17 protein-coding genes and 1 tRNA gene are annotated in these 15,972 nt (G+C 63.8%); 10 read left to right on the top strand and 8 right to left on the bottom strand.

Annotated features, from left to right (window positions below):
• Window positions 1-5: 5 nt before the first annotated feature.
• The 5 genes from hisA to K2O50_RS01535 form a co-directional block, all read right to left on the bottom strand.
• Complete coding sequence (gene hisA, locus K2O50_RS01555) at window positions 6-743, bottom strand: 1-(5-phosphoribosyl)-5-[(5-phosphoribosylamino)methylideneamino]imidazole-4-carboxamide isomerase (protein ID WP_023382794.1); 738 nt, start codon at window positions 741-743, stop codon at window positions 6-8.
• A gap of 27 nt (window positions 744-770) precedes the next feature.
• Complete coding sequence (locus tag K2O50_RS01550) at window positions 771-1,031, bottom strand: DUF2164 domain-containing protein (RefSeq protein WP_050703409.1); 261 nt, start codon at window positions 1,029-1,031, stop codon at window positions 771-773.
• Window positions 1,032-1,670: an imidazole glycerol phosphate synthase subunit HisH gene (gene hisH, locus K2O50_RS01545; protein ID WP_050703408.1), complete on the bottom strand. Its 639-nt coding sequence runs from the start codon at window positions 1,668-1,670 to the stop codon at window positions 1,032-1,034. It lies immediately after the preceding gene.
• A complete protein-coding gene (gene hisB, locus K2O50_RS01540) occupies window positions 1,671-2,264 on the bottom strand; it encodes an imidazoleglycerol-phosphate dehydratase HisB (protein ID WP_028688464.1) in 594 nt (197 codons plus the stop codon).
• Between the two features lie 262 nt (window positions 2,265-2,526).
• Window positions 2,527-4,185, bottom strand: a complete 1,659-nt coding sequence (locus tag K2O50_RS01535) for an OFA family MFS transporter (RefSeq protein ID WP_050703407.1) — start codon at window positions 4,183-4,185, stop codon at window positions 2,527-2,529.
• 416 nt (window positions 4,186-4,601) lie between these two features.
• Here K2O50_RS01535 and K2O50_RS01530 point away from each other — a divergent pair, with 416 nt between their 5' ends.
• From K2O50_RS01530 to K2O50_RS01515, 4 genes are all read left to right on the top strand, one after another.
• A complete protein-coding gene (locus tag K2O50_RS01530) occupies window positions 4,602-6,851 on the top strand; it encodes an AsmA family protein (protein ID WP_050703406.1) in 2,250 nt (749 codons plus the stop codon).
• Window positions 6,848-7,915, top strand: coding sequence for an A/G-specific adenine glycosylase (gene mutY / locus K2O50_RS01525; RefSeq protein WP_050703405.1), 1,068 nt, complete (start codon window positions 6,848-6,850; stop codon window positions 7,913-7,915). The genes K2O50_RS01530 and mutY overlap by 4 nt, the downstream gene beginning before the upstream one ends.
• Window positions 7,912-8,184, top strand: coding sequence for an oxidative damage protection protein (locus K2O50_RS01520; RefSeq protein WP_011536185.1), 273 nt, complete (start codon window positions 7,912-7,914; stop codon window positions 8,182-8,184). Before mutY ends, K2O50_RS01520 begins: the two co-directional genes overlap by 4 nt.
• Window positions 8,185-8,274: 90 nt before the next feature.
• Window positions 8,275-8,350: transfer RNA gene (locus tag K2O50_RS01515), tRNA-Phe, on the top strand.
• Window positions 8,351-8,455: 105 nt separating this feature from the next.
• Here the strand turns inward: K2O50_RS01515 and K2O50_RS01510 are convergent.
• Together K2O50_RS01510 and K2O50_RS01505 are read right to left on the bottom strand one after the other, a co-directional pair.
• Window positions 8,456-8,761: an addiction module antidote protein gene (locus tag K2O50_RS01510; RefSeq protein WP_050703404.1), complete on the bottom strand. Its 306-nt coding sequence runs from the start codon at window positions 8,759-8,761 to the stop codon at window positions 8,456-8,458.
• A 9-nt stretch (window positions 8,762-8,770) separates the two neighbouring features.
• On the bottom strand, window positions 8,771-9,061 hold the full coding sequence (locus K2O50_RS01505; RefSeq protein ID WP_050703403.1) for a type II toxin-antitoxin system RelE/ParE family toxin: 291 nt from the start codon (window positions 9,059-9,061) through the stop codon (window positions 8,771-8,773).
• Window positions 9,062-9,224: 163 nt separating this feature from the next.
• Here K2O50_RS01505 and ppk2 point away from each other — a divergent pair, with 163 nt between their 5' ends.
• Window positions 9,225-10,235: a polyphosphate kinase 2 gene (gene ppk2, locus K2O50_RS01500; RefSeq protein WP_050703402.1), complete on the top strand. Its 1,011-nt coding sequence runs from the start codon at window positions 9,225-9,227 to the stop codon at window positions 10,233-10,235.
• A 192-nt stretch (window positions 10,236-10,427) separates the two neighbouring features.
• A complete protein-coding gene (locus K2O50_RS01495; protein ID WP_050703401.1) occupies window positions 10,428-10,871 on the top strand; it encodes a hypothetical protein in 444 nt (147 codons plus the stop codon).
• A gap of 74 nt (window positions 10,872-10,945) precedes the next feature.
• Here the strand turns inward: K2O50_RS01495 and gabP are convergent, their stop codons facing one another.
• On the bottom strand, window positions 10,946-12,331 hold the full coding sequence (gene gabP, locus K2O50_RS01490; RefSeq protein ID WP_050703400.1) for a GABA permease: 1,386 nt from the start codon (window positions 12,329-12,331) through the stop codon (window positions 10,946-10,948).
• Between the two features lie 606 nt (window positions 12,332-12,937).
• Here gabP and K2O50_RS01485 point away from each other — a divergent pair.
• Genes K2O50_RS01485 through K2O50_RS01470 form a run of 4 tightly spaced genes read left to right on the top strand, consistent with a single transcriptional unit; the run spans window position 12,938 to window position 15,924 of the window.
• Window positions 12,938-13,711 carry an ABC transporter ATP-binding protein gene (locus K2O50_RS01485; protein ID WP_050703399.1) on the top strand — a complete coding sequence of 258 codons (774 nt, stop codon included), beginning with the start codon at window positions 12,938-12,940 and terminating at the stop codon, window positions 13,709-13,711.
• A gap of 11 nt (window positions 13,712-13,722) precedes the next feature.
• Complete coding sequence (locus tag K2O50_RS01480; protein WP_028688472.1) at window positions 13,723-14,484, top strand: ABC transporter substrate-binding protein; 762 nt, start codon at window positions 13,723-13,725, stop codon at window positions 14,482-14,484.
• 57 nt (window positions 14,485-14,541) lie between these two features.
• On the top strand, window positions 14,542-15,234 hold the full coding sequence (locus tag K2O50_RS01475; protein ID WP_050703398.1) for an ABC transporter permease: 693 nt from the start codon (window positions 14,542-14,544) through the stop codon (window positions 15,232-15,234).
• Window positions 15,235-15,924, top strand: a complete 690-nt coding sequence (locus K2O50_RS01470; protein WP_028688474.1) for an ABC transporter permease — start codon at window positions 15,235-15,237, stop codon at window positions 15,922-15,924. It abuts the gene before it with no gap.
• Window positions 15,925-15,972 lie beyond the last annotated feature (48 nt).

Here is a 15,972-nt window from a genome sequence, read left to right as displayed (position 1 = left end):
GCTCCTCAGCCTTGGTAGTTGTCGCAGAAGGCCTGGGCCTCGGCGACGTCGAGGGTGCCTTCGTAGATGGCACGGCCAGTGATGGCGCCAATGATGCCGGGGGCCTTGGCGTCCAGCAGGGCCTTGATGTCGCCCAGGTTGTGGATGCCGCCCGAGGCGATCACCGGAATCGAGGTGGCTTCGGCCAGGGCCTTGGTGAACGGCACGTTGCAGCCCTGCATCATGCCGTCCTTGGCGATGTCGGTGTAGACGATCGCCGAGACGCCGTCAGCCTCGAAACGCTTGGCCAGGTCGATGACCTGCACGCTGCTCACTTCGGCCCAGCCGTCAGTGGCGACGAAGCCGTCTTTCGCATCCAGGCCGACAATGACCTTGCCGGGGAAGGCCTTGCACGCTTCGGCGACGAACTCAGGCTGCTTGACCGCCTTGGTGCCGATGATCACGTAGCTGACGCCGGCCTTGACGTAGTGTTCGATGGTTTCCAGCGAGCGGATGCCGCCGCCGATCTGGATCGGCAGGTTCGGGTAGCGCTTGGCGATGGCAGTGACCACTTCACCGTTGACCGGCTGGCCTTCAAAGGCGCCGTTCAGGTCGACCAGGTGCAGGCGGCGGCAGCCACCCTCGACCCATTTGGCGGCCATGCTCACCGGGTCGTCGGAGAATACGGTGGAGTCTTCCATGCGGCCTTGGCGCAGGCGTACGCAGGCACCGTCCTTGAGATCGATAGCGGGGATAATCAGCATCTTGGCAACCTGTCTTGTTCGTTGGGTTCAGGGCTTCTCTAGCGCCCACAGGTCGCTTTCGATGCTCTCGAACCGCTCCTTGAGGTGCAGCTGAACATCGGCAATCGCCCTGTTGTAGTAGTGGGGTGCAATTTCCTTGCTGAACAGCTCGAGGACCTCGGCCACCTCGAACGACCCCAGCTCCAGCTCGAAGCGGTCTTCGAGGAAGCGCTTGAGCGTGTCAAGCGCGTCGCGCTCCTGCTCCGGGGCCAGGGTGATGACGGGAGCCTTGGTCTTCGATCGGCTCATTTACCAGCGCCCGTCCCAGGCGATGAAGTTCTGCAGCAGTTGCAGGCCATGGGTATGGCTCTTCTCCGGGTGGAACTGCACGGCAAAGCGCGAGCCATCGGCCAGCGCGGCGGCGAAGTCGACGCCATAGTGGCCGCGACCGACCACCTGGCCCGGCTTGCCGGCGTTGATGTAATAGCTGTGCACGAAGTAGAAGCGCGCCCGGTCAGGGATGTCGTGCCACAGCGGGTGGTCGATGGTCTGGCTCACTTCGTTCCAGCCCATGTGCGGCACCTTCAGGTGCTCACCGTCTTCCTTCAGGTCTTTACCGAAGAAGCGCACCTGGCCGGGGAACAGGCCGATGCAGTCGACACCGTCGTTTTCCTCACTGTGGTCGAGCAATGCCTGCATGCCCACGCAGATACCGAGGAACGGGCGATCCTGGCTGACTTCGCGCACCAGGCTGTCGAAGCCCAGGCGGCGGATCTCGGCCATGCAGTCGCGGATCGCGCCGACGCCGGGGAACACCACGCGATCAGCCTCACGAATCACCGCGGCGTCACTGGTCACCAACACCTTGCCGGCGCCCACGTGCTCGAGGGCCTTGGCCACCGAGTGCAGGTTGCCCATGCCATAGTCGATTACGGCTACCGTCTGCATTTACAGGCACCCTTTGGTGGACGGCATCTGCCCGGCCATGCGCTCGTCGAGGGTAACGGCCATGCGCAGGGCGCGGCCGAAGGCCTTGAACACGGTCTCGATCTGATGGTGGGTGTTGTGGCCACGCAGGTTGTCGATGTGCAGGGTCACCAGGGCGTGGTTGACGAAGCCCTGGAAGAACTCCTGGAACAGGTCGACATCGAAGCCGCCGACGGTGGCGCGGGTGTAGGGCACATGCATCTGCAGGCCTGGGCGCCCCGAGAAATCGATGACCACGCGCGACAACGCTTCGTCCAGCGGCACATAGGCATGGCCGTAGCGGAAGATGCCTTTCTTGTCGCCGATGGCCTGGGCGAACGCCATGCCGAGGGTGATGCCGACGTCCTCGACGGTATGGTGATCGTCGATATGCAGGTCGCCCTTGCACTCGATATCCAGGTCGATCAGCCCATGTCGGGCGATCTGGTCGAGCATGTGTTCAAGGAAAGGCACGCCGATTTCAAATCGGGCCTTGCCGCTGCCATCGAGGTTGATCGAGCACTTGACCTGGGTTTCCAGGGTATTGCGCTCGACGGAAGCCTTACGTTCGACCATCACCAGCTCCGCAAAATCATTGGGCGAAAAGGGCTCCATTATAGGCCCAGAACGCGCCGGCTTGAAACGCGGATGACATATGGCAGAGCTAGTAATTACGGGGTGGAATGGGCCTACAGGTCTATACAAGCAGATTTTTCTGTTGAACCCATCGCGGGGCCAGCCCGCTCCCACGATCTGGCGTGGGAGCGGCGGTGCGCCGATGCGACTTGCCCCGCGATGGGGCCCTTGAAACCAGCCAATCAACCGGCCGGATCATCCATCAATGAAACAGCACCGCCGTCTTCTGCAAGGTGATCCACACCCCCCAGGCCAGCGGAATCACCACCACCGCCCAGGCCAGCAACACCAACGGCAGGCTGCCCGGCGCCGCATGCCACTCCAGCGAGCGTGCCGAATCGACACCCTTGTCATGGCTCAGCGCCCGCTCGGCAGCCAGTTCGGCATCGGTCATGAAGTACTTGTCCGCCACCGGCCGCACCAGCATGTTGCAGATGAAGCCCAGCACCAGCAGGCCGGCGAGGATGTACAGGGTCATGTCGTAGGCCGCGGCCCGCTCCACCCCTGCCGCCAGCTGCGCCTCGCGCAGGTAGGTGATCAGCACCGGGCCGAGCACGCCGGCCGCCGCCCAGGCAGTCAGCAGGCGACCATGGATGGCGCCGACCATCTGCGTGCCGAACAGGTCGGCCAGGTACGCCGGCACGGTGGCGAAGCCGCCGCCGTACATCGACAGGATGATGCAGAACGCCGCCACGAACAGCGCCACGTTGCCAATGTGGCCCATGTTCGGCACCAGGCTGTAGAGGCCCACGCCCAGGGCGAAGAAGGCGAAGTAGGTGTTCTTGCGACCGATGTAGTCGGAGAACGACGCCCAGAAGAAGCGTCCGCCGATGTTGAACAGGCTCAGCAGGCCAGTGAAACCAGCGGCGATGGCGGCAATCTGCGCCAGCTGCGCGGCATTCAGCTCACTGAACGTCAGCTCGTTGCCCAGCAGCTTGCCGGCGAACACTTCCTGCAGCAGCGGCGAGGCCATCCCGAGGATGCCGATGCCGGCCGACACGTTCAGGCACAGCACCAGCCACACCAGGGCGAACTGTGGGGTCTTCCAGGCCACGCTGACGTGCACGTGACGGTCGGTGACCATGGCGTTGGCCTTCTTCGCCGGCGGCGTCCAGCCTTCAGGTTTCCAGCCGGTCGGTGGCACACGGTAGGCCAGGGCACCGGCGGTCATGAACACGAAGTAGATCGCGGCCATGGCGACGAAGCTCTGCCATACGCCCACTTCGGTCGGGCTGGAGAAATGGCTCATCAGCGCGGTGGCCAGCGGCGCGCCCACCATGGCACCCCCGCCAAAGCCCATGATCGCCATGCCGGTGGCCATGCCGCGCTTGTCCGGGAACCACTTGATCAGCGTCGACACCGGCGAGATGTAGCCCAGACCCAGGCCGATCCCGCCGATCACCCCCGAGCCCAGCCACATCAGCCACAGCTGGTGGGTCTTCACGCCGATCGCCGAGATCAGCAGGCCACCGCACCAGCACAGCGCCGATACCAGGCCGGCCTTGCGCGGGCCGGCGTGCTCCAGCCAGCCGCCGAGCACCGCGGCCGAGCAGCCGAGGAACACGAAGAACAGGGTGTAGATCCAGCTGAGCATGGAGATCGGCCAGTCGCACTCGGCGCTGAACAGGCGGGCGACGAAGCCCATGTCGGCGGCGCAGGCCACCGGCGCGCTGACGCCCAGGGCCTGGGACAGCGGCAACCAGAACACCGAGAAGCCATAGGCCATGCCGATGCACAGGTGAATCGCCAGGGCCGCCGGCGGCACCAGCCAACGGTTGAAGCCCGGGCGGGCGATGATGCGCTCCTTCGACAGGAAGCCCGGCGCGCTCGCCACCGCCCCCGCCGTGATACTGCTGTTCATGGATTGTTCCTTTTGTAGGTGGGCTGTGCGCGTGGACGGCTCTGCTTTGGCTGCACGCAAGGCAGCCCGGCCGCTTGGGCTGGCACCCCGCGACAATGGGTCGCGGGGGCTCCACGGGCGGGCGCAAGATTACCAGCAGGGGGTGACATGAAAGCAATCTGATATCGTGTTTTTTTCGTCAGCTGAATCGGTATTTCGCGTATTCAGGTGAGGGTGTGTCGCCTGTTCGGGCCTCATCGCGGGGCTAGCCCGCTCCCACGCAGGTACCACGCTGGTCTCGGCCCTGCGATTAGGTCCAAGCAGGTGATAAATGAACTGTCATCATTCCCACTGTCGAAATGTCGGATACGCAGAGCCAAGTGCCACGGCGCTATACTCGCCGCTGAATTTCTAAATCGGACTACAAGGACTCGCCCATGAAAGCGTTCGGCAAAATCCTGGGGCTGGGGCTTCTCGGGTTGTTGCTGATCATCGTGGCGCTGGGCTTCGCCCTGACCCACCTCTTCGATCCCAACGACTACAAAGACGAAATCCGCAAGCTGGCCCGCGACAAGGCCCATGTGGAACTGACCCTCAACGGCGACATCGGCTGGAGCCTGTTCCCCTGGCTGGGCCTGGAGCTGCACGAGGCGAGCATCGCCACGCTGAACAACCCCAAGGTGCCGTTCGCCGACCTGCAGATGCTCGGCCTGTCGGTGCGCGTGCTGCCGCTGCTGCGCCGCGAGGTGCAGATGAGCGATGTGCGGGTCGAGGGCCTCAACCTGACCCTGACCCGCGACGCCAATGGCCACGGCAACTGGGAAGACATCGGCAAGCCACTGCCGCAGCCGACCGTCGCCGGCGCGCCGGCCAGCACGCCGGCTGAAGCGCCAGCCGCCGCGCCAGCCAACGCTGAAGCCAGCGAACGCTCGGTCAAGCTCGACATCGACAGCCTGACCGTCAATAACGCCCGCGTGCTCTACACCGACGAGAAAGCCGGACAGACCTACGGCGCCGAAAGCATCCAGCTGAGCACCGGCCCCGTGCACGAAGGCGCGAACATCGCGCTCAAGGCCAGTGCCTTCCTCAGCGCCAGCCAGCCGAACATCAAGGCGCGCACCGAGCTGACCGGCGAGCTGCGCTTCGACCGCAAGCTCAAGCGCTACAACCTCGAGGACATGCGCCTGTCAGGCGAGACCTCGGGCGAGCCGCTGGCCGGCAAGACCCTGACCTTCGTTGCCCAAGGGCAGGTGCTGGTCGACCTGGCGGCCAATGTCGCGTCCTGGAGCGGCCTGAAGGTCTCGGCCAACCAGCTGCGCGCCCTGGGCGAACTGAACGTGCGTGATCTGGACAAGGCCCCGCAGGTCAGCGGCGGCCTGTCCATCGCCCAGTTCGACCTGCGCACCTTCCTCGACGGCATCGGCCACCCGCTGCCGGCCACCGCCGACCCGGGGGCGTTCAAGAAGCTGGAGCTGGTCACCCGCCTGCAGAGCACGCAGAACAGCCTGGCCCTGGAAGACCTGGCGGTGAAGCTGGACGACAGCACCTTCACCGGCCGTGTCGCCGTGGACGATTTCGCCAAGCAAGCATTGCGCGTACGCCTCAAAGCCGACACGTTCGACGCCGATCGCTACCTGCCGGCCAAAAGCGAAGAGGCCAAGGGCGCCAGCGCCGCGCGCCAGGCCGAGGTCAAGCAGCAGGAAGCCACCGCCGTCGCCGGCGCGGGCACCACACCACTGCCCGACGCACCGACCCAGGTGGCCTGGAGCAACGACAAGCTGTTGCCGGTCGACCGCCTGCGCGCCCTGGACCTGCAGGCCGACCTGTCGTTCGGCGCGCTGACCCTGGACAAGCTGCCGATCAGCGACGCACAGCTGACCGCCAGCGGCCAGGCCGGCCTGGTCACCCTGCAGACCCTGCGCGGCGGCCTGTACAACGGCACCTTCGAGGCCAAGGGCACTGTCGACGTACGCCCCGCCGTGCCGCAGATCGGCGTGAACACCAAGATCAATCGCGTGCCGGTGGAGCACTTCATCAAGCGCGAAAGCCCGGACCAGACGCCGCCAGTGAAGGGCCTGCTGACCCTGAACAGCGACCTGACCGCCACCGGCAACAGCCAGAAAGCCCTGGTCGATACCCTCAACGGCAACGCCAGCTTCACCATCAACGACGGTGTGCTGGTCAACGCCAACCTGGAACAGCAGCTGTGCCAGGCCATCGCCACCCTCAACCGCAAGCAGCTCAGCGGCGAACAGCGGGGCAAGGACACGCCGTTCCAGGAACTGCGCGGCAGCCTGGTGGTACGTAACGGCGTGGCCAGCAACCCGGACCTCAAGGCACGCATCCCGGGCCTGACCGTCAACGGCCATGGCGACCTCGACCTGCGCGTGCTGGGCATGGACTACAACGTCGGCGTGATCGTCGAGGGCGACCAGCGCGCCATGCCCGACCCGGCCTGCCAGGTCAACGAGCGCTTTGCCGGCGTCGAAGTGCCGCTGCGCTGCCGCGGCCCGCTGGAGCTGGGCGCCAAGGCCTGCCGCCTGGATCAGGACGGCCTGGGCAAGGTCGCCGCGAAGCTGGCCGGCAACCGCCTGAAGGACAAGATCGATGAAAAACTCGAAGAGAAACTCGGAGACAAGGTGAGCCCGGAACTCAAAGATGCGCTCAAGGGGCTGTTCAAACGATGAGCCCCCAGCAGTTCTCCAGCGCCGTGCTGGACTGGTACGACCAGCACGGCCGCCACGACCTGCCCTGGCAACAGGGCATCAACCCGTATCGGGTGTGGGTCTCCGAAATCATGCTGCAGCAGACGCAAGTCAGCACCGTGCTCAACTACTTCGACCGCTTCATGCAGGCCCTGCCGACCGTGCAGGCCCTGGCCGAGGCGCCGGAGGACGAGGTGCTGCACCTGTGGACGGGCCTTGGCTACTACACCCGCGCCCGTAACTTGCAAAAGGCCGCGAAGATCGTTGTCGAGCAGCATGGCGGCGAGTTCCCGCGCAGCGTCGAGCAACTCACCGAATTGCCCGGCATCGGGCGCTCCACGGCGGGCGCCATCGCCAGCATCAGCATGGGCATCCGCGCGCCGATCCTCGACGGTAACGTAAAGCGCGTGCTGGCCCGTTTCACCGCACAGGCCGGCTACCCCGGCGAACCCAAAGTGGCCAACCAGCTCTGGGCCACCGCCGAGCGCTTCACGCCGATGACCCGGGTCAACCACTTCACCCAGGCGATGATGGACATGGGCGCCACGCTGTGCACCCGCAGCAAGCCCAGTTGCCTGATCTGCCCGCTGCAAAGGGGTTGTGAGGCGCACCTGCATGGCGAGGAGACCCGCTACCCCGAGCCCAAGCCGCGCAAGGCCCTGCCCCAGCGCAAGACCCTGATGCCGCTGCTGACCAACCACGAAGGCGCGATCCTGCTCTATCGCCGGCCTTCCACCGGCCTGTGGGGCGGACTGTGGAGCCTGCCGGAGCTGGACAGCCTGGAACAGCTCGACGACCTCGCCTACCAGCACGGCCTGCGCCTGAACGGCAGCCAGGCCCTGGACGGCCTGACCCACACCTTCAGCCATTTCCAGCTGGCCATCGAGCCCTGGCTGGTGCGTGTCGAGCCCGTCGGCTCGCACGTGGCCGAGCCCGACTGGCTCTGGTATAACCTCGCCACCCCGCCGCGCCTGGGCCTCGCCGCCCCGGTCAAGAAGCTGCTGCAACGCGCGGCCGACGAACTGATTGCAGGAGACAAGCCATGACCCGCACCGTGAAGTGCCGCAAGTACAACGAAGAACTCCCCGGCCTGGACCGCCCGCCCTACCCAGGCGCCAAGGGCCAGGACATCTTCGAGCACATCTCGCAGAAAGCCTGGAAGGAGTGGCAGGACCACCAGACCATGCTGATCAACGAGAAGCGCTTGAACATGATGAATGCCGAGGACCGCAAATTCATCCAGGCCGAGATGGACAAGTTCTTCGCCGGTGAGGATTACGCCCAGGCCGAAGGCTACGTGCCACCCTCGAATTGACCCCGAAAACCGTAAGCGACGGAATTAATTTAAATTTTTTCAAAAAAATCGTTGACGGTCGATTCGGAAATCTATTTAATGCACCTCGTCGCCCAGATAGCTCAGTCGGTAGAGCAGAGGATTGAAAATCCTCGTGTCGGCGGTTCGACTCCGTCTCTGGGCACCACCTTCAGCTTCTGGTGGTTGCAAAGTTACCCGAAGCGACACAAGAAACCCGCCTAGTGCGGGTTTTTTGTTGTCTGCGATTTGGTCGGCGCCGTGTTATCAAGACCTACCCCGCCGCCCGCGGAGTTACGATCTCTGCGTGCAGCCGGACCCCGAGCGCCGCCATGACTTTCATGATGGTTGCCAGGCTGGGGTTTCCATCCGCAGACAGCGCCTTGTACAGACCCTCCCGGGTCAAGCCGGTATCACGAGCCAACTGGGCCATGCCGCGGGCACGGGCGATATCCCCCAACGCGGCGGCAAGCAGCGTCGGATCGTTCTCCTCCAGGCACGCCTCAAGATAGAGGACGATATCTTCCTCGGTCTGCAAATGGTCCGCAGCGTCCCACTTGGTCAGCTTGAGATCTGTCATGGTGGTCTCCTAAAGATTGCGCGCCAGCCTGAGTGCAGATTTGATGTCCCTGGCCTGGGTGGCTTTGTCTCCTCCTGCCAGGAGGATGATCACTTCGTAACCCCGCCGAGCCAGATAGACCCGATAGCCCGGACCGTAGTCGATCCTCAACTCGAAGACACCCTCACCCACCGGCTTACAATCACCCAGCACTCCAAGCTCGACCCGCCGCAGCCGCACGTTGATGCGAGCTTGCGCACGCGCATCCCGCAAGGCGGCAAACCACTTCCTGTACATGTCGGTCTGTATGAGCGTGTGCATGAGAAAAATGTAAACCGCAGTTCACACTACATCAAACGGCAACTGTTTCAAACCATTCAACAGACCTGCGGCCCCCTTCCCGATTGATCGATATCAAAAAGCCACCCTCCACAGACCAATAGGATGGAAGGTGGACATTCGACCGACCCCCGCAAGGACCTCCATGAGCGAAGAATCCGCCACCCTCCTCCTGCCAGCGCCCGCCGAGGCCGACAGCAGCCCCAAGCCAGCCCCTCGTCCCCGTCGCCCACGCCAGCGCAAACCGGCCACCAGCACCGCCACGCAAGAGACCATCACCCAGGTCAGCCAGCAGCCCGCCGCCCTGGAAGTGGCCAACGCCCGCAAAGGTAGCAACGAAGACAGCACTTCGGCGCGCCTGCCGGCCAACTACCCCTACCGCACGCGCATGCGCCGCCAGGACTATGAGAAGGCCAAGCATGACCTGCAGATCGAACTGCTGAAGGTGCAGAACTGGGTGAAGGAAACCGGCCAGCGCATCGTCGTGCTGTTCGAGGGCCGCGACGCCGCCGGCAAGGGCGGCACCATCAAGCGCTTCATGGAGCACCTGAACCCGCGCGGCGCGCGCATCGTCGCGCTGGAGAAGCCCTCCGAGCAGGAGAAGGGCCAGTGGTACTTCCAGCGCTATGTCCAGCACCTGCCCACAGCCGGCGAAATGGTGTTCTTCGACCGCTCCTGGTACAACCGCGCCGGGGTCGAGAAGGTCATGGACTTCTGCTCGCCCCTGCAATACCTGGAGTTCATGCGCCAGGCGCCGGAGCTGGAGCGCATGCTGTGCAACAGCGGCATCCTGCTGTTCAAGTTCTGGTTTTCGGTAAACCGCGAGGAGCAGTTGCGCCGCTTCATCTCTCGCCGTGACGATCCACTCAAGCACTGGAAGCTGTCGCCCATCGACATCAAGTCGCTGGACAAGTGGGAGGACTACACCGCGGCCAAGGAAGCGATGTTCTTCCATACCGACACCGCCGATGCGCCATGGACGGTAATCAAGTCGGACGACAAGAAGCGGGCACGGATCAACTGCATTCGCCACTTCCTGCATTCGCTGGATTATCCGGGCAAGGACCACAGCGTGGCGCATGCGCCGGATCCGTTGCTGGTCGGCCGGGCTTCGCGGGGGTTCGAGGAGGATGAGCCGGCGGTGCTGGCCGGCTGAATCGCTGGGGCTGCCGCGCAGCCCTTTCGCGGCGCAAGGCCGCTCCTACAGAGGTTACGCGATCGCCTGTAGGAGCGGCCTTGTGTCGCGAAAGGGGCGCAAAGCGCCCCCGACAATCTCGAATACCTACTTGGGTTTCCCGGGCAACTAAGCTTCAATACGCGCCTTTACCCGCTACCCCAAGGATCCTCCATGGCCACCAACACCAAACAACAGAAACGCGCCAAACGCGCCGCCACCAAGGCCAAGCAGAACCGCATGGTGCGCAGCGGCCAGGCGGTCAAGGCCAGCGCCGGTGACAGCGCCAGCGTCGAGCAGGTGTTCAACAAGGCCATGGAGTCGGGCAGCTACAACAGCCTGTTCGAAAAGATGAAGGAGGCCCAGGAAAACGGCCTGGTGCCGATGATCTCGGTATTCCTGGTCGACCCGCTGCTGGCACTGGTGCTCAAGGGCCACAAGGAAGAACACGCCACCGACTACATCGTCCTGGTGTTCACCGCCTACCGCAAATGGCTCGACGGCGCCGACGAAGACGCAACCATGGCCTGGCTGGAGAGCGACGAGTTCCAGGATGCCTATGTCACTGCCTCGGAAGTCGTGGCCAGGCAGCAGCAACAGCAGAAACAGTTCGGCTGAGTCGCTCCCGCCACCCGCACAAACAAAAAGGCCGCGCCCCTCACAGGACGCGGCCTTTTCGTTTCACATGCGGATCAGCTATCCAGCGCCACTCGCGCAGCAGCGCCACGCTTGCGATGCACCAGCAGGCCAGCCGCCACCACGCCAATGCTCAGGATGGCCGTGGCGATGATCTCGGCTCGGTGGTCTTCACGCAGGCCCATCACTACCAGAATGGCGATGATGAAAGCGATGGTCGCCCAGGTCAGGCCCGGGAACATCCACATCTTGAACGAGATCTTCTCGCCCTTGGCTTCACGCTGGGCACGCATGCGCAGTTGCGACACGGCGATCACCAGGTACACCAGCAGGGCGATGGCGCCGGAGCTGGCCAGCAGAAACTCGAACACCGCGGCCGGGGCCAGGAAGTTGGCGAACACGCACAGGAAAGCGGCGGCAGTGGAGAGCAGCACGGCCCAGTGCGGGGTGCCCGCCTTGGTGGTGCGCTGGGCGATGGCCGGGGCGTCGCCACGCTTGCTCAGGGAGAACAGCATGCGCGAGGAGGTGTACAGCGCCGAGTTCAGGCAGCTGGTCACGGCGATCAGCACGACGATATCGACGATCAGCTTGGCATTCGGCACGCCGATCAGGCTGAGGACGGTCTGGTAGGAACCTTTCTCGGCCAGGGCCGGATCGTTCCACGGCACCATGGCCACGACCAGGAAAATCGACACCAGGTAGAACAGGCAGATACGCCAGATCACCGAGTTGGTGGCCTTGCTGATCTGACGGCCCGGGTCTTTCGATTCGGCAGCGGCGATGGTGACGATCTCGGTACCCATGAACGAGAACATGGTGGTCAGCATGGCGGCCAGCACCGCACCCAGACCGTTGGGCATGAAGCCCTGGGTATCGAACAGGTGGCTGATACCGCTCACCTGGCTGCTAGGCACCATGCCGAACATGGCCGCGCAACCGACGACGATGAAGCCGATGATCGCCAGCACCTTGAGCAGGGCGAACCAGAACTCGAACTCGCCGTAGTTCTTCACGCTGAACAGGTTGGTGACGGTCAGCGCCAGGGTGATGATCAGGGAGAACGCCCACAGGTCCACCGACGGGAACCAGGCATGCAGGATGGCGGCGGCGGCGTTGGCCTCCAGCGGGATCACCAGGACCCAGAACCACCAGTACAGCCAACCGATGGTGAAACCGGCCCAGCGCCCGATGGCGCGGTCGGCGTAGGTGGAGAAGGAACCGGTGTCAGGCGAGGCGACCGCCATTTCGCCGAGCATGCGCATCACCAGCACCACCAGGGTACCGGCAGCGGCGTAGGCCAGCAGCACGGCAGGGCCGGCGGCAGCGATGGCATGGCCGGAGCCGACGAACAGGCCGGCGCCGATCACGCCGGCAATCGACAGCATGGTCACATGCCGTTGCTTGAGCCCCTGAGCGAGGTCATTGGAATTGTTACCGCTCATAAAACTACCTTTGTAAGGAGGTGGACTACACGAATGACTGGCCAGCGCGCCGGGGTGTGAGTGGACGACGCTGCATTCAGTGGTTTCGAGATGGCAATAAGCGGGCCAGCTGAGAATGGCTTTCGTCTGAAATGTTTCTGTAACCAATAACGACGCGGCTTGCAGGGCATTGCGCCAAGCTTTGACCGAAAGGTCGTCAAATCCCCATGCCAAGTTTGGATTACTGAAATACCCACTTACAAACGCACCAAAGGTGCCCCTCGGTAACACCTGGGCACAAATTCAGGGCAAGGCAAAGCGCAACCCCAAGGCGCAACCACGCACTCGTGTAACCCACGACACAGTGCCACCCGGCCAAAAACGGCTTCCCAGACCGGAACAAAGCTGGCACCATCGCGCCTTTTTTCATCAAAGCTCCGGTGCTGGGCAAAACGCCATTGCGGATATCCTGGCGACAGTCCACTGCAGCGATGCGACAAACTGTCCCACCAGCGACCCGAGCTCCCCGCGACCCGGTTGGCCGCCGTTGCGCCGCTATGCTAGCGTGGCGCACGCCAGGAAGGCCGCCAACAGCTGGGAACGCACCCGAACACATGAGGACCGCACATGGCCCAGGCCACGCCCGCGCTGGAAATCCGCAACCTGCACAAACGCTATGGCGAGCAGGAAATTCTCAAGGGCATTTCGCTGACCGCGCGCGACGGTGACGTGATCTCCATCCTCGGCTCGTCCGGCTCTGGCAAGTCCACCCTGCTGCGCTGCATCAACCTGCTGGAGAACCCGCACCAGGGCGAAATCATCGTCGCCGGCGAGACCCTCAAGCTCAAGGCACAGAAAAACGGCGACCTGATCGCCGCCGACAACCGCCAGATCAACCGCCTGCGCAGCGAAATCGGCTTCGTCTTCCAGAATTTCAACCTGTGGCCGCACATGTCGATCCTCGACAACATCATCGAGGCGCCGCGCCGCGTGCTCGGCCAGAGCAAGGCCGAGGCCACCGAGCACGCCGAGGCGCTGCTGAACAAGGTCGGCATCTTCGACAAACGCCACAGCTACCCCGCCCAGCTTTCCGGTGGCCAGCAACAGCGTGCCGCCATCGCCCGTACCCTGGCCATGAAGCCCAAGGTCATCCTGTTCGACGAGCCGACCTCGGCGCTCGATCCGGAAATGGTCCAGGAAGTGCTTAACGTCATCCGCGCATTGGCCGAAGAAGGCCGTACCATGCTGCTGGTGACGCACGAGATGAACTTTGCCCGCCAGGTGTCCAGTGAAGTGGTCTTCCTGCACCAGGGCCTGGTCGAAGAGCAAGGATCGCCGCAGCAGGTCTTCGAGAACCCGACCTCGGCGCGTTGCAAGCAATTCATGTCCAGCCACCGCTAACGGAGCACTACATGCAGACCTACAAGAAGTTCCTCCTGGCAGCTGCTGCCACGCTGGTGATGTCGGCCAACGCCATGGCCGCCGAGAAACTGCGCATGGGTATCGAAGCCGCCTACCCACCGTTCAACAACAAGGATGCCAGCGGCCAGGTCGTCGGCTTCGACAAGGACATCGGCGACGCCCTGTGCGCCAAGATGAAGGTCGAGTGCGAAGTGGTCACTTCCGACTGGGACGGCATCATCCCGGCGTTGAACGCCAAGAAGTTCGACTTCATCGTCTCGTCGTTGTCGATCACCGATGAGCGCAAGCAAGCCGTCGACTTCACCGATCCCTACTACTCGAACAAGCAGCAGTTCATCGCGCCGAAGAACGTCGACTTCAAGACCGACCGCGCCTCGCTCAAGGGCAAGACCATCGGTACCCAGCGCGCCACACAGGCGGCAACCTGGCTGGATGACAACGGCGGCATGGACGGCGAGTTCAAGGTCAACCTCTACGACGGCCAGGAAAACGCCTACCTGGACCTGACCTCCGGCCGTGTCGACGCCATCCTCGCCGACAAGTACGCCAACTACGACTGGCTGAAATCCGATGCCGGCAAGAACTACGAGTTCAAGGGCGATCCGGTCAACGAAAGCGACAAGGTCGGCATCGCCGTACGCAAGGGCGACAACGAACTGCGTAACAAGCTCAATGCCGCGCTGAAGGAAATCGTCGCCGACGGCACCTACAAGAAGATCAACGACAAGTACTTCCCGTTCAGCATCTATTGATTCGCCCCGACAGGCATCGCCGCCATGGCGGTGCCTGTCCCTTGAACAAACTTACCCATGACTATCGACCTGCACGGATTCGGCCCGGCCATGATGGCCGGTACCCTGATGACCGTAAAACTGGCGCTCTGCGCCTTGCTGCTGGGGCTGGCCCTGGGCCTGCTCGGCGCCTTGGCCAAGACTTCGTCGGTCAAGCCGCTGCAATGGCTTGGCGGCACCTATTCCACGTTGGTGCGCGGCGTACCTGAATTGCTTTGGGTGCTGCTCATCTACTTCGGCACCGTCGGGCTGATGAACAGCCTTGGCGCCGCCCTGAACATACCGGGCCTGGAGCTCAGCGCCTTCGCGGCTGGCGTCATCGCCCTCGGCCTATGCTTCGGCGCCTACGCCACGGAAGTGTTCCGCGGCGCGATCCTGGCCATTCCCAAGGGGCACCGTGAAGCGGGCCTCGCGCTGGGCCTGTCCAAGGGGCGCATCCTCTCGCGGATCATCCTCCCGCAGATGTGGCGCATCGCCCTGCCGGGCCTGGGCAACCTGTTCATGATCCTGATGAAGGACACCGCGCTGGTGTCGGTGATCGGCCTTGAAGAAATCATGCGCCACGCGCAGATCGGCGTGACCGTGACCAAGGAGCCGTTCACCTTCTACGCGGTTGCCGCCTGCATCTACCTGGGCCTGACCATCATCGCGATGATCGGCATGCACTTCCTGGAAAAGCGCGCCGCTCGCGGCTTCATGAGGGCCGAGTAAATGAACTGGGAAGTCATCATCAAGTGGCTGCCACGCCTGGCCCAGGGCGCGACCCTGACCCTGGAGCTGGTGGCCATCGCCGTCATCGCCGGCCTGATCCTGGCCATTCCGCTGGGGGTGGCGCGCTCCTCGCGGCACTGGTACGTGCGCGCCCTGCCCTACGGCTACATCTTCTTCTTCCGCGGCACGCCGCTGCTGGTGCAGCTGTTCCTGGTCTACTACGGCCTGGCCCAGTTCGAAGTGGTGCGCAACAGCTCGCTGTGGCCGTACCTGCGCGATCCGTTCTGGTGCACGGTGCTGACCATGACCCTGCACACCGCCGCCTACATCGCCGAGATCCTGCGCGGCGCCCTGCAGGCGATCCCCAAGGGCGAGATCGAGGCGGCCCGGGCACTGGGCATGTCGCGGGGCAAGACGCTGTTCTACATCATGCTGCCGCGCGCCACGCGCATCGGCCTGCCGGCCTACAGCAACGAAGTGATCCTGATGCTCAAGGCCAGCGCCCTGGCCAGCACCGTGACGCTGCTGGAGCTGACCGGCATGGCGCGGACCATCATTGCCCGGACCTACCTGCCGGTGGAGATCTTCTTTGCCGCCGGGGTGTTCTACCTGGTGATCTCGTTCGTGCTGGTGCAGGGCTTCAAGGTACTGGAGCGCTGGCTGCGCGTGGATGCCTGCCAGGGGCGTTGACCCCATGAAGACAGCGGGGCCGCACGCGGCCCCTCTCTGTAGGAGCGG

The organism is Pseudomonas sp. 2hn, assembly GCF_019646095.1.
Classification (GTDB): Bacteria; Pseudomonadota; Gammaproteobacteria; order Pseudomonadales; family Pseudomonadaceae; genus Aquipseudomonas; species Aquipseudomonas peradeniyensis.
This window is presented reverse-complemented; position numbering and strand designations above follow the sequence as displayed.

Coding starts and splice junctions, on each gene's coding strand:
- K2O50_RS01480 (WP_028688472.1), top strand. CDS start 13,723: ATGCAGACCTACAAGAAGTTCCTCCTGGCAGCTGCTGCCACGCTGGTG.
- K2O50_RS01535 (WP_050703407.1), bottom strand. CDS start 4,185: ATGAACAGCAGTATCACGGCGGGGGCGGTGGCGAGCGCGCCGGGCTTC.
- K2O50_RS01475 (WP_050703398.1), top strand. CDS start 14,542: ATGACTATCGACCTGCACGGATTCGGCCCGGCCATGATGGCCGGTACC.
- gabP (WP_050703400.1), bottom strand. CDS start 12,331: ATGAGCGGTAACAATTCCAATGACCTCGCTCAGGGGCTCAAGCAACGG.
- K2O50_RS01485 (WP_050703399.1), top strand. CDS start 12,938: ATGGCCCAGGCCACGCCCGCGCTGGAAATCCGCAACCTGCACAAACGC.
- K2O50_RS01510 (WP_050703404.1), bottom strand. CDS start 8,761: ATGACAGATCTCAAGCTGACCAAGTGGGACGCTGCGGACCATTTGCAG.
- mutY (WP_050703405.1), top strand. CDS start 6,848: ATGAGCCCCCAGCAGTTCTCCAGCGCCGTGCTGGACTGGTACGACCAG.
- hisA (WP_023382794.1), bottom strand. CDS start 743: ATGCTGATTATCCCCGCTATCGATCTCAAGGACGGTGCCTGCGTACGC.
- hisH (WP_050703408.1), bottom strand. CDS start 1,670: ATGCAGACGGTAGCCGTAATCGACTATGGCATGGGCAACCTGCACTCG.
- hisB (WP_028688464.1), bottom strand. CDS start 2,264: ATGGTCGAACGTAAGGCTTCCGTCGAGCGCAATACCCTGGAAACCCAG.
- K2O50_RS01470 (WP_028688474.1), top strand. CDS start 15,235: ATGAACTGGGAAGTCATCATCAAGTGGCTGCCACGCCTGGCCCAGGGC.
- K2O50_RS01495 (WP_050703401.1), top strand. CDS start 10,428: ATGGCCACCAACACCAAACAACAGAAACGCGCCAAACGCGCCGCCACC.
- K2O50_RS01550 (WP_050703409.1), bottom strand. CDS start 1,031: ATGAGCCGATCGAAGACCAAGGCTCCCGTCATCACCCTGGCCCCGGAG.
- K2O50_RS01530 (WP_050703406.1), top strand. CDS start 4,602: ATGAAAGCGTTCGGCAAAATCCTGGGGCTGGGGCTTCTCGGGTTGTTG.
- K2O50_RS01520 (WP_011536185.1), top strand. CDS start 7,912: ATGACCCGCACCGTGAAGTGCCGCAAGTACAACGAAGAACTCCCCGGC.
- ppk2 (WP_050703402.1), top strand. CDS start 9,225: ATGAGCGAAGAATCCGCCACCCTCCTCCTGCCAGCGCCCGCCGAGGCC.
- K2O50_RS01505 (WP_050703403.1), bottom strand. CDS start 9,061: ATGCACACGCTCATACAGACCGACATGTACAGGAAGTGGTTTGCCGCC.